This window comes from Bacillus sp. NPDC057893, from assembly GCF_042796455.1.
Taxonomy (GTDB): Bacteria; Bacillota; Bacilli; order Bacillales; family Bacillaceae_G; genus Bacillus_A.
Map to the genome: position 1 here is coordinate 643,571 of NZ_JBHVNG010000001.1, position 22,664 is coordinate 666,234.

Annotated in this window: 27 protein-coding genes; 24 read left to right on the forward strand and 3 right to left on the reverse strand. The window is 36.4% G+C overall.

Translation table 11 applies throughout. From position 1 onward, the window contains the following. Nucleotides 1–24 precede the first annotated feature (24 nt). The 8 genes from spoIIIAA to ACFVQC_RS03620 are packed head-to-tail and all read left to right on the forward strand — an operon-like array spanning nt 25 to nt 5,210. Nucleotides 25–951: a stage III sporulation protein AA gene (gene spoIIIAA / locus ACFVQC_RS03585; RefSeq protein WP_002145793.1), complete on the forward strand. Its 927-nt coding sequence runs from the start codon at nt 25–27 to the stop codon at nt 949–951. Then, on the forward strand, nt 945–1,460 hold the full coding sequence (spoIIIAB, locus tag ACFVQC_RS03590; protein ID WP_002111763.1) for a stage III sporulation protein SpoIIIAB: 516 nt from the start codon (nt 945–947) through the stop codon (nt 1,458–1,460). Before spoIIIAA ends, spoIIIAB begins: the two co-directional genes overlap by 7 nt. A 14-nt stretch (nt 1,461–1,474) precedes the next feature. Beyond that, nucleotides 1,475–1,678 (forward strand): stage III sporulation protein AC, encoded by a 204-nt coding sequence (gene spoIIIAC / locus ACFVQC_RS03595; protein ID WP_000020914.1) that lies wholly within the window; start codon nt 1,475–1,477, stop codon nt 1,676–1,678. Between the two features lie 23 nt (nt 1,679–1,701). Beyond that, on the forward strand, nt 1,702–2,085 hold the full coding sequence (spoIIIAD, locus tag ACFVQC_RS03600; protein WP_078172833.1) for a stage III sporulation protein AD: 384 nt from the start codon (nt 1,702–1,704) through the stop codon (nt 2,083–2,085). A gap of 10 nt (nt 2,086–2,095) precedes the next feature. Continuing rightward, nucleotides 2,096–3,268, forward strand: coding sequence for a stage III sporulation protein AE (gene spoIIIAE, locus ACFVQC_RS03605; protein WP_002033983.1), 1,173 nt, complete (start codon nt 2,096–2,098; stop codon nt 3,266–3,268). A 12-nt stretch (nt 3,269–3,280) separates the two neighbouring features. Further along, nucleotides 3,281–3,913: a stage III sporulation protein AF gene (spoIIIAF, locus tag ACFVQC_RS03610; RefSeq protein ID WP_002145795.1), complete on the forward strand. Its 633-nt coding sequence runs from the start codon at nt 3,281–3,283 to the stop codon at nt 3,911–3,913. After that, nucleotides 3,903–4,565 carry a stage III sporulation protein AG gene (gene spoIIIAG / locus ACFVQC_RS03615; protein WP_377897429.1) on the forward strand — a complete coding sequence of 221 codons (663 nt, stop codon included), beginning with the start codon at nt 3,903–3,905 and terminating at the stop codon, nt 4,563–4,565. The genes spoIIIAF and spoIIIAG overlap by 11 nt, the downstream gene beginning before the upstream one ends. Nucleotides 4,566–4,580: 15 nt before the next feature. Further along, on the forward strand, nt 4,581–5,210 hold the full coding sequence (locus ACFVQC_RS03620) for a SpoIIIAH-like family protein (protein WP_377897431.1): 630 nt from the start codon (nt 4,581–4,583) through the stop codon (nt 5,208–5,210). A gap of 82 nt (nt 5,211–5,292) precedes the next feature. Here the strand turns inward: ACFVQC_RS03620 and ACFVQC_RS03625 are convergent, their stop codons facing one another. Further along, nucleotides 5,293–5,490, reverse strand: coding sequence for a DNA recombination protein RecO (locus tag ACFVQC_RS03625; protein WP_080019112.1), 198 nt, complete (start codon nt 5,488–5,490; stop codon nt 5,293–5,295). 471 nt (nt 5,491–5,961) lie between these two features. Between ACFVQC_RS03625 and accB the strand changes: the two genes are divergently transcribed. The 15 genes from accB (at nt 5,962) to ACFVQC_RS03700 (ending at nt 21,281) form a co-directional block, all read left to right on the forward strand. Beyond that, entirely contained in the window at nt 5,962–6,450 is a 489-nt protein-coding gene (gene accB / locus ACFVQC_RS03630; RefSeq protein WP_002145798.1) for an acetyl-CoA carboxylase biotin carboxyl carrier protein, read from the forward strand. A gap of 16 nt (nt 6,451–6,466) precedes the next feature. Beyond that, nucleotides 6,467–7,819, forward strand: a complete 1,353-nt coding sequence (accC, locus tag ACFVQC_RS03635) for an acetyl-CoA carboxylase biotin carboxylase subunit (RefSeq protein ID WP_377890433.1) — start codon at nt 6,467–6,469, stop codon at nt 7,817–7,819. A 22-nt stretch (nt 7,820–7,841) separates the two neighbouring features. Further along, on the forward strand, nt 7,842–8,234 hold the full coding sequence (locus tag ACFVQC_RS03640; RefSeq protein ID WP_000807630.1) for an Asp23/Gls24 family envelope stress response protein: 393 nt from the start codon (nt 7,842–7,844) through the stop codon (nt 8,232–8,234). A 348-nt stretch (nt 8,235–8,582) separates the two neighbouring features. Then, nucleotides 8,583–8,975, forward strand: coding sequence for a N utilization substance protein NusB (nusB, locus tag ACFVQC_RS03645; RefSeq protein ID WP_002067080.1), 393 nt, complete (start codon nt 8,583–8,585; stop codon nt 8,973–8,975). 23 nt (nt 8,976–8,998) lie between these two features. Continuing rightward, nucleotides 8,999–9,859: a bifunctional methylenetetrahydrofolate dehydrogenase/methenyltetrahydrofolate cyclohydrolase FolD gene (folD, locus tag ACFVQC_RS03650; protein WP_002145800.1), complete on the forward strand. Its 861-nt coding sequence runs from the start codon at nt 8,999–9,001 to the stop codon at nt 9,857–9,859. Between the two features lie 26 nt (nt 9,860–9,885). Beyond that, a complete protein-coding gene (gene xseA, locus ACFVQC_RS03655) occupies nt 9,886–11,244 on the forward strand; it encodes an exodeoxyribonuclease VII large subunit (protein ID WP_377897433.1) in 1,359 nt (452 codons plus the stop codon). After that, entirely contained in the window at nt 11,234–11,464 is a 231-nt protein-coding gene (gene xseB / locus ACFVQC_RS03660) for an exodeoxyribonuclease VII small subunit (protein ID WP_000428422.1), read from the forward strand. The genes xseA and xseB overlap by 11 nt, the downstream gene beginning before the upstream one ends. Beyond that, the gene (ispA, locus tag ACFVQC_RS03665) at nt 11,464–12,357 is read left to right on the forward strand and encodes a (2E,6E)-farnesyl diphosphate synthase (RefSeq protein WP_002145801.1); all 894 of its coding nucleotides are present in this window, start codon (nt 11,464–11,466) and stop codon (nt 12,355–12,357) included. The genes xseB and ispA overlap by 1 nt, the downstream gene beginning before the upstream one ends. A 308-nt stretch (nt 12,358–12,665) precedes the next feature. After that, complete coding sequence (gene dxs, locus ACFVQC_RS03670; protein WP_377890427.1) at nt 12,666–14,558, forward strand: 1-deoxy-D-xylulose-5-phosphate synthase; 1,893 nt, start codon at nt 12,666–12,668, stop codon at nt 14,556–14,558. 3 nt (nt 14,559–14,561) lie between these two features. After that, nucleotides 14,562–15,401, forward strand: a complete 840-nt coding sequence (locus tag ACFVQC_RS03675; protein WP_002145804.1) for a TlyA family RNA methyltransferase — start codon at nt 14,562–14,564, stop codon at nt 15,399–15,401. A gap of 142 nt (nt 15,402–15,543) precedes the next feature. Further along, the gene (gene argR, locus ACFVQC_RS03680) at nt 15,544–15,993 is read left to right on the forward strand and encodes an arginine repressor ArgR (protein ID WP_002015076.1); all 450 of its coding nucleotides are present in this window, start codon (nt 15,544–15,546) and stop codon (nt 15,991–15,993) included. Between the two features lie 270 nt (nt 15,994–16,263). Next, entirely contained in the window at nt 16,264–18,003 is a 1,740-nt protein-coding gene (recN, locus tag ACFVQC_RS03685) for a DNA repair protein RecN (RefSeq protein WP_002145805.1), read from the forward strand. 118 nt (nt 18,004–18,121) lie between these two features. Beyond that, on the forward strand, nt 18,122–19,414 hold the full coding sequence (gene spoIVB, locus ACFVQC_RS03690) for a SpoIVB peptidase (protein WP_377890424.1): 1,293 nt from the start codon (nt 18,122–18,124) through the stop codon (nt 19,412–19,414). Between the two features lie 286 nt (nt 19,415–19,700). Then, complete coding sequence (gene spo0A, locus ACFVQC_RS03695) at nt 19,701–20,495, forward strand: sporulation transcription factor Spo0A (RefSeq protein ID WP_002111741.1); 795 nt, start codon at nt 19,701–19,703, stop codon at nt 20,493–20,495. A 213-nt stretch (nt 20,496–20,708) separates the two neighbouring features. Then, the gene (locus ACFVQC_RS03700; protein ID WP_377890421.1) at nt 20,709–21,281 is read left to right on the forward strand and encodes a PRK06770 family protein; all 573 of its coding nucleotides are present in this window, start codon (nt 20,709–20,711) and stop codon (nt 21,279–21,281) included. Nucleotides 21,282–21,430: 149 nt separating this feature from the next. Here the strand turns inward: ACFVQC_RS03700 and ACFVQC_RS03705 are convergent, their stop codons facing one another. Continuing rightward, nucleotides 21,431–21,577: a YycC family protein gene (locus tag ACFVQC_RS03705; protein ID WP_001247671.1), complete on the reverse strand. Its 147-nt coding sequence runs from the start codon at nt 21,575–21,577 to the stop codon at nt 21,431–21,433. A gap of 50 nt (nt 21,578–21,627) precedes the next feature. Between ACFVQC_RS03705 and ACFVQC_RS03710 the strand changes: the two genes are divergently transcribed. Continuing rightward, nucleotides 21,628–22,362 (forward strand): glycerophosphodiester phosphodiesterase, encoded by a 735-nt coding sequence (locus ACFVQC_RS03710; RefSeq protein ID WP_377897436.1) that lies wholly within the window; start codon nt 21,628–21,630, stop codon nt 22,360–22,362. Nucleotides 22,363–22,404: 42 nt separating this feature from the next. Here ACFVQC_RS03710 and ACFVQC_RS03715 read toward each other — a convergent pair whose 3' ends face one another. Further along, complete coding sequence (locus tag ACFVQC_RS03715) at nt 22,405–22,638, reverse strand: DUF2627 domain-containing protein (protein WP_002111735.1); 234 nt, start codon at nt 22,636–22,638, stop codon at nt 22,405–22,407. Nucleotides 22,639–22,664 lie beyond the last annotated feature (26 nt).

Below are 22,664 nucleotides of genomic sequence, written 5' to 3' on the forward strand. Positions count from 1 at the left end.
GTCGAGTATAGTGGGGAGAAGCTTATGAAAGAAGTATTAGAAGTTTTACCGAAAATGATGAGACAGTTAGTTGAAGGCTGTAAACAATACGATGCTCTAGAGGAAATTCGTGTTCGAATTGGAAGGCCACTAGAGTGTATCGCACATGGAGAAGTGTTTTTCTATGACTATATCGCTACAGCGGAAGATGCAATCCATTTATTGAATAAATTAAGTCAATTCTCAATTTATACGATGGAAGAGGAATTGAAACGTGGATATGTGACACTACGAGGAGGACATAGAATTGGCCTAGCTGGAAAAGTCATTACAGAAAAAAGTGCAGTGAAAATGATTCGGGATGTCTCTTCTTTTAATATTCGTATTGCCCGTCAAAAAATAGGGATTGCTGAGCCGCTTCTGCCATATCTTTATGAATCACGATGGTTAAACACGATGGTAATAGGCCCACCGCAAACGGGGAAAACAACACTTTTAAGAGATGTAGCACGCTGTATGAGTCAAGGTGTAAGTGCTTCGAAAATCCCTTCATGTAAAGTGGGAATTGTTGATGAGCGATCAGAAATTGCCGGCTGTGTGAAGGGGATTCCGCAATATGACTTTGGCACGCGAGTAGATGTATTAGACGCTTGTCCAAAAGCTGAAGGAATGATGATGATGATCCGTTCTATGAGCCCAGACATATTAATCGTAGATGAAATTGGACGTAAAGAAGATAGTGAAGCAATTATGGAGGCGGTGCATGCCGGCGTTCAGCTTTTTATAAGTGCACACGGATTTTCTTATGATGATGTTGTGAAACGTCCCTCGCTACAGGCGGTGCTGGAACTTGGTGTATTTGATCGGTTTGTGGAATTGTCAAAAGCGAGAGGGCCAGGAACGGTTATGCAAGTGAAAGATAAATATGGAAAATCAGTATTACCTCATAGAAAGGCTCAAGGCGTATGGTGAAAATATTTGGTGCGGTATTAATAGTTGCTGTTAGCACCTTTTTCGGATTTTCATACGCTAAAAGGTACAGTGAGAGACCGCGGCAACTTAGGTTATTGAAGGCAGCATTGCAATCATTAGAAGCTGAAATTATGTATGGACACACGCCGTTATCTGAGGCTGCAGAGCGTTTAGTCAAACAAATGCCGAAGCCATTAAATTGGATATTTCAAAGTTTTTCGAAACGACTAGAGGGCGGGGAGCAAACAGTTAGAGAAGCTTGGATTGATAGTTTGAAGGAGAACTGGACGTTAACGGCGTTTAAACAAACCGAGTATGAAATACTGCAACAATTTGGTGAAACACTTGGACAACATGATCGTGAATCACAACAAAAACATATTCGCTTATGTATTACACATTTGGAGAGAGAAGAAGGAGAAGCGAAAGCATTACAACTACAATATGAAAAAATGATAAAGAGTTTAGGGGTACTGGCAGGGCTACTTATCGTAATTTTACTGCTATAGGGGGGAGAAAGGCGATGTCCATTGATGTTGGATTAATATTTCAAATCGCCGGAATCGGCATTGTTTTAGCTTTCATTCATACTGTACTAAAAGAATTAAAGCGAGAGGATATTGCGAATTGGGTTATCCTTGTCGGTTTTGTCGTTATTTTGTTTCATGTTGCATTTTTAATTAATACTCTATTCGACAAGATTAAAAGTGTCTTTCTCTTCCAGTAAAGGAGGCGGTTCGAATCGAAATTATACAAATTGTCGGATTAGGCCTCGTTGCTACATTTTTAGCTGCTGTTTTAAATCAGCATAAATCTAGTATTACATCGTTATTTATTGTGTTCATTGGTAGCATGATGTTTCTTCTCTTAATCGATCAAATTCATTCTATTTTACAAATGATTGAGAGAGTGGCGAGTGAAGCGAAGGTTAGTAACGTATATGTAGAAACGTTATTGAAAATTATAGGGATTGCTTATATCGCTGAGTTTGGTGCGCAAATTACAAAGGATGCTGGTCAAGGTGCAATCGCTTCGAAAATTGAATTAGCTGGAAAAATTTTAATTCTCGTCATGGCAATTCCTATTTTGACGGTTGTAATTGAAACAATTCTTGGTTTTTTACCTACGGGATAAGGGGGAGTGAATGTTGAGGAAGTTTGGAGCTAAGCTATTATTTGCTTGCTTCCTTTTCTTTTCTTTACCGATTGTTGTACAAGCTTCTCCTATAGAAACAAACGTCGTTGATCAACAATTGGATAAGCTCGGAATTGAAGATGTGAAGCAATTTTGGGACGGGCTTGTTACAAAGTATGGAGGCTATTTACCAGAGAGTCAAAAAGGAAGCTTTATGGAGTTTGTAAAGGGAGAAAAAGAGTTTTCCATAAAAGAGTGGATGATAGGTCTACTAAAATATTTATTTCACGAGCTTGTTGCAAATGGAAAGTTACTTGGAACGCTCATTATGCTAACGATTTTCAGTGCATTGTTGCAATCGTTGCAATCTGCTTTTTCAAAGAGTAGCGTGAGTAAAATCGCTGATGCAGTCGTATACATGGTACTTATTATTTTCGCTTTAAATAGTTTTTATGTCGTCATGACATATGCAAGAGAGACGATACAAACAATGGTAGATTTCATACTAGCGTTATTACCAATTTTACTTGCACTCATAGCAACAGGTGGTGGTGTTGTTTCTGTATCGTTTTTTCATCCAATCATCATTTTCTTAATGAATACGAGTGGGCTTCTTATGAACTATATCGTCCTACCACTTTTATTACTTGCAACTATATTAAGTATTGTAAGTACGATGAGTGATCAATATAAAGTTACGAAATTGTCCAAGCTTTTGCAAAACGTTAGTGTAGGGATTATTGGTATCTTTTTGACGGTTTTTTTAGGCGTATTATCTGTACAGGGAACAGCGTCAGCCGTTGCTGATGGTATAGCTGTGAAAACGGCTAAATTTGTAACAGGAAACTTCATTCCTGTAGTAGGAAGGATGTTTACTGAGGCGGCGGATACTGTTATTAGTGCATCTGGATTATTAAAAAACACAGTCGGAATTATCGGGCTCGTAATTTTATGCTTAATTGTCGCTTTCCCAGCGATTCAAATTTTTTGTATTGCGTTTATTTATAAATTCGCAGCAGCAGTATTGCAACCAGTAGGCGGAGGAGCAATTATTCAATGTTTAGATATCATTGGACGAAGTATCATTTACGTATTTGCTTGCTTAGCTATCGTATCATTTATGTTCTTTTTAAGTATCACAATTATTATTGCCGCCGGGAACATTACTCTCATGATGCGGTAGGAGGTGAAGAGTGTGCAATTTGTTACAGAGTGGATTAGAAATATTATCGTTTTTTTACTCTTAGCGACAATGCTTCATCTTATTCTTCCAAATTCAAATTTGCAAAAGTACGTTAAATTCGTTGTAAGTCTATTGTTAGTCGTATTAATTTTAACGCCTCTATTTAAGTTGTTACAAACAGATGTAAATGAAGTTATCGCAAATTTCAATGAAGAAAAGTATGTAGCCGAAGGATCTGTAAAAAATTCGATAGATTCGAAGAAAAAAGAAATACAAGCTCTAACACGTGCATATAGTTTAGAAGAGATGGCTACCAAAATGACGAAAGAAGTAGGAAAAGAGTTTGAGAAAAAGTATGGTATGACAGTCTCTGAAATACAAATAGTCGCAGTGGAACATGCAGAAGAAGTAAAGTCAGCGAAAGATATTCAATCTGTTGTTGTGACGTTGAAAGAAAAAGAACGTAGTAAAAATGATGCAATCGAAACAGTAAAGCCAATTGAAATTAATATGAAAGAACCTCCAAAAAAAATAGAAGAAACGAATGTAGAAATGAAAGATTTCTTTTCAAGCAGGTGGCAACTAGAGGATAAACAAATCCAAGTTCAGATGGAAGGGAGGACAGGTAGCGTAAATGGACAATAAAGATAAAAATTCGAGGTTCTCATTTTTTCGAAACCTATTAAATGGGGATGGAAAAGAAAGTAATGAGAAGGGGAAAAAGGTAACACCTAAGTTTTTGCTTGTCCTACTCATACTTGGGATTGCGCTTATGTTTTCTAGTAAGTTCTTATCACCTAAAAAAGAAGAAGTGCCTGTGTTTAAAGAAAAGACAAGTCAAAGTCAAGATAAAGATGTACCAACTTTCGGTCAAAAAAACAATGATAATATGTCAAATGTAGAAAAATACGAAAAAGCGTATGAACAAGAATTGAAAGCTTCTTTAGAAGAAATAGCTGGAGTAAAAGACGTAACTATTAAAGTGAACTTAGATTCATCTGAAGAAAAAATACTCGAGAAAAATACAGTGAAACGTTCACAATCGACAGGTGAAACTGATAAAGCAGGCGGTAAAAGGGAAGTAGAAGACGAGTCTCTTGATGAAAAGACAGTCATTATACGTGAAGGTGATAAAGAAACTCCAATTGTTTTGCGAACAGAGAAACCGAAAGTACGAGGTGTTCTGGTCGTAGCAAAGGGAGTGGATAATATACAAATAAAAGCAATGGTAAAAGAAGCTGTGACGCGATTATTAGATGTACCAGCTCATCGGGTTTCAGTATCACCGAAAAATTGATAGGGAGGAAATAAAGTGTTGAAAAAACAAACGGTTTGGCTATTAACGATGTTAAGTTTAGTGGTTGTGCTATCTGTTTATTATGTAACAACTCCGGATAAAATGAATACAGCAGCACCGGCAACGGGTGAAAAGATGGGACAAGAAAAGCAAGGTGCTGATAAAGCAGTTACAAAAGAAACAACGAAAGAAAATACAAGCAAGGAAACTACAAATAAAGAAACAGACAAAAAAGAGAATGACAAAAAAGAAACAAGTAAAAAAGATGCTAACGTAACAGTTCAATCAAGTGATGAGAATTTCACAGCTTTACGTATGCAAATGGAAGATCAGCGTAGTGCAGATAAAGAAAAATTACAAGGTGTAATGAATTCATCAAAATCTTCAGCAGAAGAAAAGAGTAAAGCGAAAGATAATCTAGATGCAATCACTACAATGGAAACGAAACAAGAATTACTTGAAACAGTGATTAAGTCTCAAGGTGGATATAAAGACGCTCTTGTAAGAGCTGATGGAACTGACATTAGAGTGACAGTTAAAGCGGCAAAGCATTCACAAAAAGAAGCGAATAAAATTATTCAGCTTGTAAGAAGTGAAGGCGGCTCAAAAGATGTAGGAGTAAAATTTGATCCGGCAACAAAATAAAGTGAAACTTTAATCCGTGGGGAGGTTTCCATCCCTATGGATTTTCTTAAACCAGTTAGATAAAAAGAATAATAGAAAAAAGCTATCGTTTTCGATAGCCTTTTTCTATTTCATCTTTGCAGTTGTTTTTAGTATTTTCAATTGGAAACGGGGAAATACGCTGTGAGTAAAAGATTAATGGTTCATGATGATGGTGATTACTTTTTCCAGATTTGACGTGGATGAAGAGGACCAATGCCCAAATCACTACGGCAGGCAAGAACAGGATGAGCCATATCATATGTCCACACCTCACTACAATAAATTTTCTACACTTTGAACATACTATTCTTTTATGAAGGAAGAATGAACGGCACGTAAACAAAAAAATAATATTTGGTAAAAATATGTTTTTTTACCGTAGATAAAATGAAGAATGCTGAGGGAATTACGTTTTTATACTGTACAGTTTTGAAAAAGTAAAGAATGTTTTTTAGGAAGTGGTCTTGCCAATTTCGTGTGAAACTTGGTATTATTACTAGGTAATAATTTTTTGGTGGAATAATATTTTTACAGGAATTTCGATTTATAATAAAGAAATATAAATTGGAATGTTTAAAAAATTTGGCGTAAGATGGGAATAGTAAATATTTCTATTAGTAAATGTCATAGGAATAAATTTTCTAATAGAATACATCGTATTTTTACAGTAAATCAATTTGATGCCAATCTGTAAAAACGGGACAAACAAGAGTATGGGAGTGGATTTTACATGTTTAAAATTCAAGAAGTTCGTGAATTAATTAAATTAATTGATAGCTCTAATATTGATGAATTTGAATACAAAAAAGACGGTACAACAATCAAAATGAAAAAACGTGGTAATGAAGTTGTTGCTGTGCAAGCACCGGTAACGAAACAGGTAGTACAACCAGCAGCATCTGTTGAAGTAGAAACGACAGTAGCGGCAGCGCAAGTAGAAGTGCAAAAACAAGAAGAGAAGAAAGCTGTTCAAAATGAAAACCTACATAAAATCACATCACCGATGGTAGGGACATTTTATTCCTCTTCTTCGCCGGATACACCTCAATATGTAAGTGTTGGGGACAGAGTATCGAAAGATTCTATCGTATGTATTATTGAAGCTATGAAATTATTTAACGAAATTGACGCAGATGTAGAGGGCGAAATTGTTGAAATTCTTGTTAATAACGGACAGCTTGTTGAGTATGGACAACCGCTATTTCTTGTAAAAGCGTAATAAGGGAGTCTTTGTGATGATAAAAAAAGTATTAATAGCCAATCGTGGGGAAATTGCTGTACGAATTATTCGTGCTTGTAAAGAAATGGATATTGAAACAGTTGCAATTTATTCAGAAGCAGACAAAGAGTCACTTCATGTGCAAATTGCAGATGAAGCGTATTGTGTTGGACCAACGATTTCAAAAGAAAGCTATTTAAATTTGACGAACATTATTAGTGTTGCGAAATTAACAGGTTGTGATGCAATTCATCCGGGATATGGATTTTTAGCAGAGAATGCAGATTTTGCAGAATTATGCCGTGAGTGTAACTTGATTTTTATCGGTCCAAGCCCAGAAGCCATTTCAAAGATGGGCACAAAAGACGTTGCACGTGATACAATGAAAGAAGCAGGGGTTCCGATTGTACCAGGTTCACAAGGGATTATTAAAAATACCGAAGAAGCGATCGAGCTTGCTAATCAAATTGGATATCCAGTTATTATTAAAGCGACTGCAGGTGGCGGCGGAAAAGGTATTCGTGTTGCGCGCCATGAAGAAGAGCTTGTAAAAGGAATTCAAATTACACAGCAAGAAGCTAGTACCGCTTTTGGGAACCCTGGTGTATACTTAGAGAAGTACGTTGAAGATTTCCGCCATGTTGAGATTCAAATAATGGCAGATACACATGGAAATGCCATTCATTTAGGAGAGCGTGATTGTACAATTCAGCGCCGTCTACAAAAACTATTAGAAGAAAGTCCATCACCTGCACTTGATGAGGATATTCGCAAGCAAATGGGTGACGCAGCAGTTAAAGCGGCGGTAGCGGTTGATTATACAGGTGCTGGTACGGTTGAGTTTATTTATGAATATAAAACGAAAAGCTTTTATTTCATGGAGATGAATACGAGAATCCAAGTTGAACATCCAGTTACTGAAATGGTAACAGGGATGGATTTAATTAAAGAACAAATTCTTGTTGCTTCTGGAGAAAAGTTATCGTTACAGCAAGAAGAAGTACAATTTAATGGTTGGGCAATGGAATGTCGAATTAATGCGGAAAACCCTGCCAAAAAATTTATGCCATCTCCAGGTAGAGTAGAAATGTACTTACCACCAGGCGGATTTGGTATTCGCGTCGATTCAGCTGTATATCCGGGATATTCAATACCACCTTTCTATGATTCGATGGTTGCTAAATTAATTGTTCACGGAAAAACACGTGAAGAGGCAATTGCAAAAATGAAGCGAGCGCTCAGTGAGTTTGTCATTGAAGGCGTACATACAACAATCCCGTTCCATTTGCAATTGTTAGATCATCCTGATTTTGTAAAAGGTGAGTTTAACACGAAATTTTTGGAAGAGCATGAACTTGTGACGCAGTGATACATTAAAGGAGGTTTTTTTCATGGCTGAACATATGTTAGATATGGGTCAAGATACAACTCTTGGAAAAGTAGAAATTGCACCAGAAGTAATCGAAGTAATTGCAGGTATTGCAGCTGCTGAAGTGGAAGGTGTAGCGGCAATGCGTGGTAATTTTGCTACAGATGTTGTTGAGAAGTTAGGTAAGAAAAATCATGGTAAAGGTGTAAAGGTTGAATTAGCAAACGAAGATATTATTGTTGACCTTTATGTTGTGATGTATTTTGGTGTAGCAATTCCGGTTGTTGCACAAAAAATTCAAGACAATATTCGCCAAGCACTCTTTACAATGACAGGACTTGAGCCAAAAGAAGTGAACGTTCACATCGTTGGCGTAACATTCGAAACACAAAAAACAGAAATCGAACCAGTGTAAGAGTGAAAAAAGGTGCCTAGTAAAATAGGCATCTTTTTTATCGTTTCATTTCTTCACAAATTAAAACCCTCTAATTATTATACTATTTTAAAAAATGAGAAATATAAAACGGGATGTTTCATTTTTCCAAAAAACGTACATTGTGATAAGATATGGAACTTGAAGTTAATCTTTTTATTATTTTTCAGCCTTGTACCCCGTGTGTGAAACGATAAATTGTGTTATTATCATTGTATTATAAGGTTGGAAAATCAATGAAAACTGCAAGAGTAAGTGAATTGACGGCTTATAAATTATAATAATATAACAAAACATAAGGAAAGACTTGAAGTATAAAGGAGAGTTACAATGAAACGTAGGACGGCTAGAGAAAGAGCAATGCAAGCATTATACCAAATGGATATTACAGGTGAATTAGAACCGAAAGTAGCGGTGGAAAATACGCTAGATGAAGGCGAAGAAACAAATGAGTTTCTAGAATCACTTGTTGTAGGATTTGTAGACAACAAAGAAGAGATTGACGCAGCAATTCGTCAAAATTTAAAAAAGTGGAAGCTTGAGCGTATTAGTATTGTTGATCGCAGTATTTTACGTGTAGCTGTGTGTGAGATGAAATACATGGAAGAGATTCCGCACAATGTAACAATTAACGAAGCAATTGAAATCGCAAAAACATTTGGGGATGAGGAATCTCGTCGTTTTATTAACGGCGTTTTATCTAATATAAAAGATACACTGTAATTTCTTTAAGGGGGAAACTTAAAATGGTAGCAGTAATCATCAAAGGAAATGAAGTTGCGGAGAAAAAACGAGCACAATTAAAAGAAGAAGTTGTGAAGTTAAAAGAGCAAGGGATTGTACCAGGATTAGCAGTTATTTTAGTTGGAGAAGATCCAGCATCTCGTTCTTATGTAAAAGGAAAAGAAAAAGGCTGTGAGCAAGTAGGAATCTATTCAGAGCTAATTGAACTTCCTGAAACGAGTACGGAGGAGCGTTTGCTTGCTGAAATCGATCGCTTAAATGGAGACGACCGCATTAATGGCATATTGGTACAATTGCCTTTACCAAAACATATTGAAGAAAAAGCTATCATTGAAAGAATTTCACCGGAAAAGGATGTAGATGGATTTCACCCAATCAGCGTAGGACGTATGATGACGGGACAAGACACATTCCTTCCATGTACACCGCATGGCATTTTAGAATTAGTAAAAGAAACGGATCTTGATATTTCTGGAAAGCATGTTGTTGTAATTGGAAGAAGTAATATTGTTGGTAAACCAGTGGGGCAACTGTTTTTAAATGAAAATGCAACTGTCACATATTGTCATTCTAAGACGCAAAATATAGAAGAATTATCGAAGTTAGCTGATATTTTAATCGTAGCCGTTGGACGACCGAAAATGGTAACAGCTGACTATATTAAAAAAGGTGCGGTTGTAATTGATGTTGGTGTTAACCGTTTAGAAACAGGCAAACTTTGTGGTGATGTTGATTTTGACAATGTATTAGACGTTGCAGGTTACATTACGCCTGTGCCAAAAGGAGTCGGCCCAATGACTATTACAATGCTTCTTCACAACACTGTGGAGTCTGCAAAGCGTACAGGTGTTGTTTGTCAATAATTTGAATCGGCTATGAGGAGAGAGCAATGGAGAAACAATATTTAACCGTTACAGCATTAACACGCTATATTAAAACAAAAATAGAGTATGATCCGCATTTACAGTCTGTTTGGTTAAAAGGAGAAATTTCCAACTTTAAATATCATAGTCGTGGTCATATGTATTTTACATTGAAAGATGAAAATGCAAGAATTGCAGCGGTTATGTTTGCGGGTCATAATCGTAACATTAAATTCAGACCGGAAAATGGAATGAAAGTACTTGTAAAAGGAAAGATTTCTGTTTACGAGGCGAGTGGTTCTTATCAAATTTATATTCAAGACATGCAGCCTGATGGAGTTGGAAATCTTCATTTAGCTTATGAACAATTAAAAGTCCGATTAGAAGAAGAAGGGCTGTTTTCTCAAGTTTATAAGCGTCCAATCCCTGCGTATGCAAAAGCAATCGGTGTTATAACGTCGCCAACAGGAGCAGCAATTCGCGATATTATAACAACAATTAAACGTCGTTATCCAATTGGAAATGTTATTGTGTTTCCTGTACTTGTACAAGGGGAGTCAGCGGCTCCCTCAATTGTACAAGCAATTCGTACAGCGAATGAAATGGGAGATATTGATGTTTTAATTGTTGGACGTGGTGGAGGCTCTATTGAAGAATTATGGGCCTTTAATGAGGAAGTAGTTGCAAGAGCAATTTTTACAAGTGAGATTCCGATTATTTCAGCTGTAGGGCATGAAACGGATTTTACAATCGCAGATTTTGTCGCGGATTTACGTGCACCAACACCGACTGCAGCAGCTGAGCTGGCAGTACCTAATATTATAGAGTTACAAGAAAAGGTATTACAAAGAACTCTGAGATTGCAACGAGCAATGAGAGAGAGAGTACATAAAAAAGAAGAAAAATTGCAAGTGTTACAAAAATCTTATGCGTTCCGTTATCCAAGGCAAGTGTACGAGCAAAAAGAAGAGCAGTTAGACAGAGCTCTTGAACAACTTGTTTTAGCGAAAGAGCGTTATATAGATAAAAAAGTAAATCAATTAAAGCAACTTTCATTTTATTTAGAAAAGCACCACCCATCTCAAAAAATTATACAAACGAAAACGGCAATTGAAACGTTGCAAAAGCAGTTGCAACGTGAAATGCAAACGTTACTTCAAACGAAGGAGTTCATATTTGTGAGAGCGGCTCAAAAGCTTGAAGTATTAAGCCCGCTTAAAGTAATGATGAGAGGGTACGGGCTTGTATACGATGAAGAGAAACAAGTATTAAAAAGCGTGAAAGATGTTAGCCTTGGAGATGCTGTTTCGGTTCAATTACAAGATGGAATACTAGATTGTAGCGTATCAAGCATAGAGGAGCGTGAATTGAATAATGGAAAATAAGTTAAGCTTTGAAGAGGCGATTTCGCAGCTTGAGCATCTCGTTTCTAAGCTTGAACAAGGTGATGTACCTTTAGAGGAAGCGATTTCTTATTTTAAAGAAGGCATGGAATTATCTAAGCTTTGTGATGAGAAATTGAAAGATGTACAAGAACAAATGGCAGTTATCCTTGGAGAAGATGGAGAGCTTAAACCGTTTACTGCTTTAGGAGATGAAGCATAGTGACACATATAGCTTTTGATGCTTTTTTGAAAGAGAGTAAAACTTTTGTGGAAGAAAATCTTGTAAGCTATGCAAATGAATTACAATGTCCAAATGTGCTTCGTGAAGCGATGGCATATTCTTTGGAAGCGGGTGGGAAACGTCTCCGCCCGTTACTTTTATTTGCAACGTTACAAGCGTTTGGGAAAGAAAGAAATCTTGGAGTGGGTGCAGCTTGTGCCCTTGAAATGATTCATACATATTCGTTAATTCATGATGATTTACCTTGTATGGATGATGATGATCTAAGACGAGGAAAGCCTACCAATCATAAAGTATTTGGTGAAGCAATGGCAGTTTTAGCAGGAGATGGTTTGTTGACATATGCTTTTCAAGTTATTATGGCATATGGGCAAAAAGAAATCTCTGCTGAAAAAAAAGTAAGACTTGTACTTGAGCTTGCGAAAGCAGCAGGACCTGAAGGAATGGTTGCTGGACAAGTGGCAGATATGGAAGCTGAAGGAAAACGACTTACAATTAATGAATTAGAGTACATCCATAAGCATAAGACAGGTAAACTGCTTGAGTTTGCTGTACTTGCAGGAGCGATACTTTCTGATGCTACAGAAGAGCAAGAAGAGAAGTTACTTGCATTTGCGAAATATATCGGTCTAGCTTTCCAAATTAGAGATGATATTTTGGATGTAGAAGGAACAGAAGAAGAGATTGGAAAACCGATTGGTAGTGATGCTTCCAACGAAAAGAGCACATATACGACGTTATTTACTGTAGATAGAGCAAAATCTATTTTAGAGGAGAAAATTGCAAAAGCAAAAGATTCTATTAGCTCCTTACAATTACAAGATGAATATTTACTATCTATTTGTGATTTAATCGCAAAACGTAATAACTAATATAACAGCGTTTCCATTTGTTGAGTCATTCATCATTTTATGGTATAAATGTAGGAAAAGGTTTTTCTTTTCTTGTTATTGGCAAAAATATATGTAGATTACATTGCCGTTATCACTTCGTGTTAGCGGCTATTTTTTTCATCACGTAAAGAAATATGATGTATAATATGATAAGTGAAAAAATGGAAGTGTTTTCTGAAAGCAGGACAAGATAAGAAGAATAGAAAAGATAATTTCTTGTGTTGTGTAAATGTTTCTTATAATATTTGACATGTTGACAGATTATGAAATGAAAGTGAGTGATCCATGTGGATCTAACGCAAATTCAAAACCCTAGTTTTTTGAAAGATATGTCTATCAGTGAACTAGAGGGGTTGAGTGAGGATATTCGTAAGTTTTTAATTGAAGAGCTCTCTCAAACAGGTGGACATATTGCACCTAATTTAGGTGTAGTAGAACTCACAATTGCTCTGCATAAATTATTTGATAGTCCGAAAGATAAGTTTTTATGGGACGTAGGACATCAATCCTATGTACATAAAATTTTAACAGGGCGTGCGAAAGAATTCGGCACATTAAGGCAATACCAAGGTCTATGTGGTTTTCCAAAACGCTGCGAGAGTGAGCATGATGTTTGGGAAACTGGTCATAGTTCGACGTCGTTATCTGCTGCAATGGGAATGGCTCTAGCGCGTGATTTAAAGAAAACGGAAGAATACGTTATACCAATCATTGGCGATGGTGCATTAACAGGCGGAATGGCTTTAGAGGCATTGAACCATATTGGACATGAAAAAACGGACATGATTGTTATTTTGAATGACAATGAAATGTCAATTGCACCAAACGTCGGTGCACTTCATAATGTACTTGGTCGTTTACGTACCGCAGGGAAGTACCATTGGGTAAAAGATGAATTAGAATATATATTGAAGAAAATCCCAGCAGTCGGCGGGAAAGTTGCTGCGACAGCAGAGAAAATAAAAGATAGTCTAAAATATTTACTAGTATCAGGCGTCTTTTTTGAAGAATTAGGCTTTACATATTTAGGTCCGGTCGATGGGCATGATTATGAAAAGTTATTCGAAACGTTGCAATATGCAAAGAAAACAAAAGGCCCAGTACTTGTTCATGTTATTACGAAAAAAGGAAAAGGTTATAAACCAGCTGAGAGTGACGTTATTGGAACTTGGCATGGAACAGGACCGTATAAAATTGAGTCAGGTGACTTCGTTAAACCGAAGGAAGTTGCACCAGCATGGAGTGCTGTTGTTAGTGAAACAGTGCTTAAGCTAGCGAGAACGAATGAACGTATCGTTGCGATTACTCCTGCAATGCCTGTTGGATCAAAACTTGAGAAATTCCAAAAAGAATTCCCGGATCGAATGATTGATGTGGGTATTGCAGAACAACATGCTACAACAATGGCAGCTGGTATGGCAACGCAAGGAATGAAGCCATTCTTAGCAATTTATTCAACGTTTTTACAAAGAGCATATGACCAAGTTGTTCATGATATTTGTCGCCAAAATTTAAATGTTTTCATTGGAATAGATCGTTCTGGATTAGTTGGAGCAGATGGTGAAACACATCAAGGAGTATTTGACATCGCGTTTTTACGTCACTTGCCGAATATGGTGATTATGATGCCGAAAGATGAAAATGAAGGACAACATTTAGTATATACAGCGATGCAATACGAAGATGGACCGATTGCTTTACGTTATGCACGCGGCAATGGACTTGGCGTTCAAATGGATGAAGAATTAAAGGCGATTCCAATTGGTACCTGGGAAACGTTAAAAGAAGGTACACAAGCAGCGATTTTAACGTTTGGTACGACAATTCCGATGGCAATGGAAGCAGCTGAGCGTCTTGAAAAAGCTGGGATTTCAGTGAAAGTAGTGAACGCTCGCTTTATTAAGCCAATGGATGAGGCGTATTTACATGAACTTTTAGGAAAAAACATACCGATTTTAACGATTGAAGAGGCTTGTTTAATCGGTGGCTTTGGAACGGGAGTAGTTGAATTTGCTTCTGAGAACGGATACCATAGTGCTTTAATTGAACGAATGGGTATTCCTGATCGCTTCATAGAGCATGGTAGTGTAACAAAACTGTTAGAAGAAATTGGTTTAACGACAGATGCTGTTGTAGACCGTATTCATACAATGATTCCATCAAAACAAAAAAGGGCGTAACAAATGAGCGTAAAAAAAGAAAGAGTAGATGTACTATTAGTAGAGCGAGGACTTATAGAAACGCGTGAGAAGGCTAAACGTGCTGTTATGGCAGGTCTTGTATATGCGAATGAAATGAGACTCGATAAGCCAGGGGAGAAAATCTCGCAAGATACGGAGATTACGGTGAAAGGGCAAGTTATGCCGTATGTAAGCCGTGGTGGTTATAAGCTTGAAAAGGCATTAGAAACATTTCAACTTGATTTACAAGATAAAGTTATGATAGATATTGGTTCATCAACTGGTGGTTTTACAGACTGTGCGCTTCAAAATGGGGCGAAGTTATCCTACGCATTAGATGTAGGATATAATCAACTTGCGTGGAAATTGCGTCAAGATGAGCGTGTTGTTGTGATGGAACGAACGAACTTCCGTTACGTGACACCGGCAGATTTAGAGCGTGGTTTACCTCAGTTTGCAAGTATTGATGTTTCATTTATATCATTAAGGCTTATATTGCCGGTTTTAAAAACAATGCTTATGCCAAATGGTGATGTAGCTGCATTGATTAAACCTCAGTTTGAAGCTGGACGAGAACAAGTCGGGAAAAAAGGCATTGTTCGTGATAGAAAAGTACATGAAGCTGTCGTGGAAATGATTGTCGATTTTGCTCTTAAGGAAGGCTATAATGTCGAAGGTTTAACATTCTCACCAATTACAGGCGGGGATGGAAATATTGAATTTTTAATTCATCTAAAGTGGCACGGTGAGCGTGAGAATGGCGAAAATCATTCTCCGGTTTCTATTGAACAAGTTGTTACAGAAGCGCATAATGTTCTAAAACAAAAAGGGAAAGGGGAATAACATATGTTGTTCCTCTTTTTGTTGTAATCGTATAATTATTGTAAAAACAATTGTGTACAAGTAACGGATTATACGTTAACATAAATAAATGAAGTATACCAATGTTTAAACTATGGTAAGAGATAGTGTGAGGTGCAAATGTATGAATAAAGGTCAGCGCCATATTAAAATCAGGGAAATTATTGCGAACAAAGAAATTGAAACACAAGATGAACTAGTTGATATTTTACGTAATGTGGGGTTTAATGTAACGCAAGCAACAGTATCGCGCGATATTAAAGAACTGCACTTAGTGAAGGTACCATTACATGATGGTCGCTATAAATATAGCTTGCCAGCAGATCAACGATTTAATCCGTTGCAAAAATTAAAACGAAATCTAGTGGATTCATTTGTAAAATTAGACACGGCAGGACATATGCTTGTGTTAAAAACATTGCCTGGTAACGCTCATTCACTTGGGGCACTTATTGATCATTTAGAGTGGGATGAGATCGTCGGAACCATTTGTGGTGATGATACTTGCTTAATTATTTGCCGTACACCTGAAGATACAGGTGTTGTCTCTGATCGTTTCTTAAATATGCTGTAACAGAAAAATCTTGTTTACTTTCCTCTGTAAAGTGGAAAGTAAACAAGATATTTTTATTGGCGGAAAATACGGATTTTCAAATACAATACATTATTTTTTTTTAATGAAGTTAGAAAATAGGTGGATTGACCCGTAAAACGAATGTTTGGTACAATGGAGCGGGTTAGAAGAGTAATTTATACATACAAACATATAGTATAACTATTTGAATGAAGAATACTGAGAAAAGCCCTTAATAGGGGATTAGTTTATAACGAGGTGAATGGGGCATTGTTATCGGAATTATCGATCAGAAACTTTGCTATTATTGAGGCATTAAATATTTCTTTTCAAAAAGGTTTAACCGTTTTAAGTGGTGAAACAGGAGCTGGAAAATCCATTATTATTGATGCAATTAGTTTGCTTGTTGGTGGCCGTGGTTCAGCAGAATTTGTTCGATATGGAACAGAAAAGGCTGAGATAGAAGGATTATTCTATGTAGAAGATGACAAGCATCCATGTATCGCAAAGGCAGAAGAGTTAGATATAGAAATAGAAGATGGCATGATTATTTTGAAGCGTGACATCGCTGCGAATGGAAAAAGTGTCTGTCGTGTAAATGGGAAACTTGTTACACTCAGCATATTAAAAGAAATTGGAAAAACGCTAGTTGATATTCATGGACAGCATGAAACACAAGATTTAATGAATGAAGAGCGTCATATGTTTATGCTTGATCATTTTGATGGAAATCGCATTGTTAAACAATTGGACATATATCAAAATGTATATACAGACTATGAGAAGTTAAAAAAACAGCTGAAATCTTTAAGTGAAAATGAACAACAAATGGCCCATCGTCTAGATTTAATTCAATTCCAACATGAAGAAATTCGCAATGCGGATTTAAAAATGGATGAAGAATATGAATTGACTGAGGAACGATTAAAAATCTCCAATTTTGAAAAGATTTATAAAGCATTAGGAGATGCATATCGTTCGTTAAGTGGAGACGGACAGGGATTAGATCACGTAAGAAATGCAATGGGACAAATGGAGAGTATTACGCACTTAGATGAAGCGTATCAAGAAAATCATGATTCCATTGCAAATAGTTATTACTTATTAGAAGAAGTTGCATATCAGCTTAGAGAAAAGTTAGATATGATGGAATATGATCCGAAACGTCTAGATGAAATTGAAACACGTTTGAATGAAATCCGTATGTTAAAGAGAAAGTATGGAAATACTGTAGAAGAGATTTTAGCGTATGCTGATAAAATTGAACAAGAAATTTTTACGATTGAAAATAAAGACGTACATATTGAAACGACGAGAAAGCAGTTAACGAAATTAGAAGGTGTTATTGTAAAAGAAGCAACGTTGTTAAGTACTATGCGTCATGAGCTTGCAGATCATCTTACAAGCGCTATTCATCAAGAATTAAAAGAACTATATATGGAAAAAACGAAATTTGAAGTGAGAATTATGAAGAGGGTAGGAAATGTAGAAGAACCTCTCGTGGAAGGAACTCCGGTAAAACTTACGGCGGATGGCTACGATCATGTGGAATTTTATATTTCAACGAATCCGGGTGAACCGTTAAAGCCACTTTCAAAGGTCGCTTCTGGCGGAGAGTTATCTCGTATTATTTTAGCTTTAAAAAGCATTTTTTCTAAGCATCAAGGTGTTGCATCTGTTATTTTTGATGAAGTGGATACGGGTGTGAGTGGTCGGGTTGCGCAGGCTATTGCGGAAAAAATTTATCGTGTATCAGTAAACTCGCAAGTACTTTGTATTACGCACTTACCTCAAGTAGCTTCAATGGCGGACTCGCATTTATTTATTAGAAAACAAGTGGCGAATGATCGGACAATTACATCGGTTACTGTGTTAAGTACGGATGAAAAAGTAACAGAAATTGCTCGAATGATTTCTGGTGTTGAAATTACAGATTTAACGACAGAGCATGCGAAAGAGTTACTTACGCAAGCGCATCATTTCAAACAGACAGCAGAGGCTATCCAGTAATGGATAGCTTTTTTTTCTCAAATGACGATTTCTTAATTCTTCCGGTTATAAATAAAGCACTGCAAGGAGAGATTAAAAAGTGAAGCCAAGAGGCTGAATGTGGGTAGGAGCGAGGAGAGTGAACAAATTGAAATTAGAAAGATTTCGAAAAATAATAGGTCTTTGTCTCCTTGTTTCTCTAGTTTTTATTGGATGTTTTAAACCGCTTCGAACGTTTATTTCATCGCCGAAGCAACTTGTTGTTTTTGAAGGACAACAATCAGAAATAGCATCATTACCAGTTTTTAAGGCTTCATCTACAAATCGTAATGTATTTACTGTAAGTTCAAATGAACAAGAACTTATGGTGAATTCTCACCAAAATGGTGAAGCTGATATGGTGTTTCAACTTGCTGGTTTTCCAGTAAAAAAAGTAAATGTGAAAGTATTAAAAGATTTTAAAGTTATTCCAGGTGGACAATCGATTGGTGTAAAATTGAACACAAAAGGTGTACTTGTTGTAGGCCATCATTTAATTCAAACTGAAAAGGGTAAAGTATCTCCTGGTGAAACAGCTGGTGTACAGATTGGAGATATGATTACTGAAATCAATGGGAAAACAATTGAAAGAATGAGTGATGTAGCACCATTTGTTCATAATAGTGGAGAAACAGGTGAACCGCTTAATCTTGTTTTATTAAGAGATGGAAAATATATTCGTGCTAAGCTAACACCACAAAAAGATAATGGTGAATCTTCTTACCGAATTGGATTGTATATTCGTGATTCAGCAGCTGGTATCGGAACGATGACGTTTGTACATCCAGATTCTATGAAATACGGAGCGCTTGGTCATGTAATTTCCGATAATGATACAAAAAAGCCAATTCAAGTAGAAGATGGACAAATTATGCGTTCGACAGTAACGTCTATTGAAAGAGGAAGTCACGGGAACCCGGGAGAAAAATTAGCAAGATTTTCACCGGATCGTGAAGTGATTGGTAATATTACAATAAATAGCCCATATGGTATTTTTGGGAAATTAAATACAAATATGACAAACGGCATAATGGATAAAGCAATGCCTATCGCATTATCCAATCAAGTAAAAGAAGGGCCAGCGAAAATATTAACAGTTATTGATCAAGATAAGGTGGAAGCGTTTGATATTGAAGTTGTTAGTACAGTACCACAAAAGTTCCCGGCTACAAAAGGTATGGTTATAAAAGTGACAGATAAACGTTTACTAGCAAAAACGGGTGGTATTGTACAAGGAATGAGTGGAAGTCCGATTGTACAAAATGGGAAAGTAATTGGTGCGGTTACACATGTATTTGTAAATGATCCAACGTCAGGATACGGTGTTCATATTGAATGGATGTTACATGAGGCTGGAATTAATATTTATGATCAAGAGAAAAAAGCGAGCTAATACATATTAGCTCGCTTTTCTTTTGAAAAATTCGTTGAAATTTTGTAAAAGCTCCGCAAGAGCTGTTTTTTGTTGTAAGATATAAGCAAAGGGTTGAACGTTTCGCTGTAATTCTATGATGGAATGTGTTGCGAAAGGAAAAAAATGAACGATAAACATATTTTTTTGTGATTTTATCGGAAAGTAAGAAACTTTAAAGGGAATTTTCACACAATTGTCGAACAATTCATGTAGCCTAGAAGCTTACACATGTCGGAAGAATCGATTCGGTAAGGGAGGAAAAACTGTGGAGAAAATTAAAGTATGTCTTGTGGATGATAATAAAGAATTGGTATCGATGCTAGAGAGCTATGTTGCTGCTCAGGATGATATGGAAGTTATTGGAATTGCTTACAATGGTCAAGAATGTTTAAACTTATTGAAAGAAAAGCAGCCTGATATACTCGTTTTAGACATTATTATGCCACATTTAGATGGTCTAGCTGTGCTAGAGAAAATGCGACATATTGAAAGGCTAAGACAACCTAACGTTATTATGTTGACAGCATTCGGACAAGAAGATGTGACGAAAAAAGCGGTTGATTTAGGGGCATCATATTTCATATTAAAACCATTTGATATGGAGAATTTAACAAGTCATATTCGTCAAGTGAGTGGTAAGGAAAATGCTACCATTAAACGTCCATTACCATCTTTCCGATCAGCAACAACGATTGATGGCAAACCGAAAAACTTAGATGCGAGTATTACAAGTATCATTCATGAAATTGGTGTACCCGCTCATATTAAAGGATATATGTACTTACGAGAAGCAATCTCTATGGTGTACAATGATATCGAATTACTAGGATCTATTACGAAAGTATTATATCCAGATATCGCAAAGAAATATAATACAACAGCAAGTCGTGTCGAGCGCGCAATCCGTCACGCAATTGAAGTAGCTTGGAGCCGTGGGAATATTGATTCTATTTCGTCCTTATTTGGTTATACTGTATCCATGTCAAAAGCAAAACCTACGAATTCCGAGTTCATCGCAATGGTTGCGGATAAGCTGAGACTTGAACATAAGGCTAGCTGAGAGTAGTTAAGCTGATAATATATTCGAAATGAATTTTTTTAAAAAAGATCAATGAGTTTTAAACTCATTGATCTTTTTTTTGTTATAAGGATAAATGTGATTCATTGATTTATATGGAAAATAAAACGTATATTTAGTAAAATTATCTATAAAAGGATATTTTTTATGAGAGATTTGTTAAGGAAGTAATTGGAGATGGTTGGAGGGATTTATATGAAAAAGAAAATTTTAATTTGGATTGGATGTGCAATAGGCTTAGTTGGGCTTACTGCTGGTATAACTTATGGAATGTTAGAACTTGCAGATAATCCGGCGGACAAACAAGCTAGTGCTGAAATAGATACAAGCGAATATAAAACAGTTCCAAAAGAAAAAGAAGCGCAGTTTGGTGAGATTGGTGGCGCAAGTGCGAAACTTCAAATTACAAAAGATTCTACTGAAGAAGACTTAGTTAAAGCGATGCATAGTATGACTCACCAAAAAGTAATAGCTGAGCAAAAATGGGGAGCAATCCCGATGTCTAAAGAAAATGCTGAAAAAGTAAGAAGTATCTTAAATGAGAGTACTTTTGAAACGAAAGAAGAACTTTTAGCGATTGCTGAAAGATGGATAAACAAAGACTTTAGTAAAGTTGTGGACGATCATAACTACTTTTGGAAACTGCAAGGTGGTAATATCGGAAAAGCTACAGGAGTTATGGATCCGCTAGAAGAGCAAACTTTTTCTTTAAATAATTTTGGAGATGGAGTAACAGGTGAATTACACAAATCTGGAGACCTTCAATAGGTTGGAGGAAATTAAAATTTGCAATTTGAAGAAAAAAGCTTCTTTATAGAGGCTTTTTATTTTGTTGTTCTATGCATTCATAATTTTAGTGGGTAAGTTATCCGTGATATAATAGGTGATAATAAAAAGCCCTGCAAAACAGGACTATATTATTCTTCGTCTTTATTTTGTTTTTCTAATTCAACTAATTTTTGGATTAAAATATGCTGAGGCATATGCATAAGTTGTTCAAGTGGAACACCTAACGCTTTTGATAGGCGGACTGCAGTGTCTGGAGAAATTTGTAATGGTCTCATAGAAGTACCTCCTTTTTCGTATAGTATAGCATAAGATTGGGGGAGTGAGGATGACTCTTATATTTGCGCATCGTGGTGCGGCGGGAACGTATCCGGAAAATACAATGATTTCATTTGAAGCAGCAGAGGCTTTCGGGGCAGACGGAATTGAACTCGATGTTCAATTAACGAAAGATGAAAAAGTTGTCGTTATTCATGATGAAACTGTGAATCGAACGACGAATGGAAAAGGTGCTGTTCGAAATTATTTATACGAAGATTTATGTAAGTTAGATGCAAGTTATAAATTTAGTGAAAAAGTAGGCTTTTGTAAAATTCCTCTTTTAGAAGAGGTACTGGAATGGCTTGAAAAAATGCAATTGCTACTTAATATTGAACTTAAAAATGATAAAATTCCATACAGAGGTTTAGAAGAAGAGGTTATAACACTTGTGCGTAAGTTTAGTCTGGAGGATCGGGTTATATTTTCTTCGTTTAACCACTATAGTATGAAACGGTGCCATATGATGGCTCCTGATATTCAAACAGCTATTTTGTATCGTGAAGGTTTGCATAGCCCGTGGGCATATGCAAAAAAGATGGGTGCTACTGCAGTGCATCCGAATTATCGTTATCTTCAAGATGCCATCGCTGAATTAACGATGGAAAGTGGTGTAGAGGTTCGCCCTTACACGATAAATGAAGAAACGCTTATGCGTAAATATTTTGATATGAACATATCGGCGATTATTACTGATTATCCTGAAACAGCAAGAACTTTATTACCGATAAAAAATGAGACCTAATATAATGGTCTCATTTTTTTATCGGTATGTGAAAACTTTGTTCTATCTTCTGAAGCGGGCTTGCACTTTATTTCTCTTACGATCTCTGTGTAAGACGAAGCCGCCGAAAATATAAAACCCGAGTGCAAAGCAAAGAGCGCCGATTAAAAATTGTAACCATAATATAGGGATTGGGGAGAATAAAATCCCAAATACAGTATCTCTCATTAGTTTAATACCAAGTACGGCTAATGAAATCGGGATGAGTGCTAATGATAGAGCGAGGTAACGCTGCATACATAACGCCCCTTTTCAGATTATTT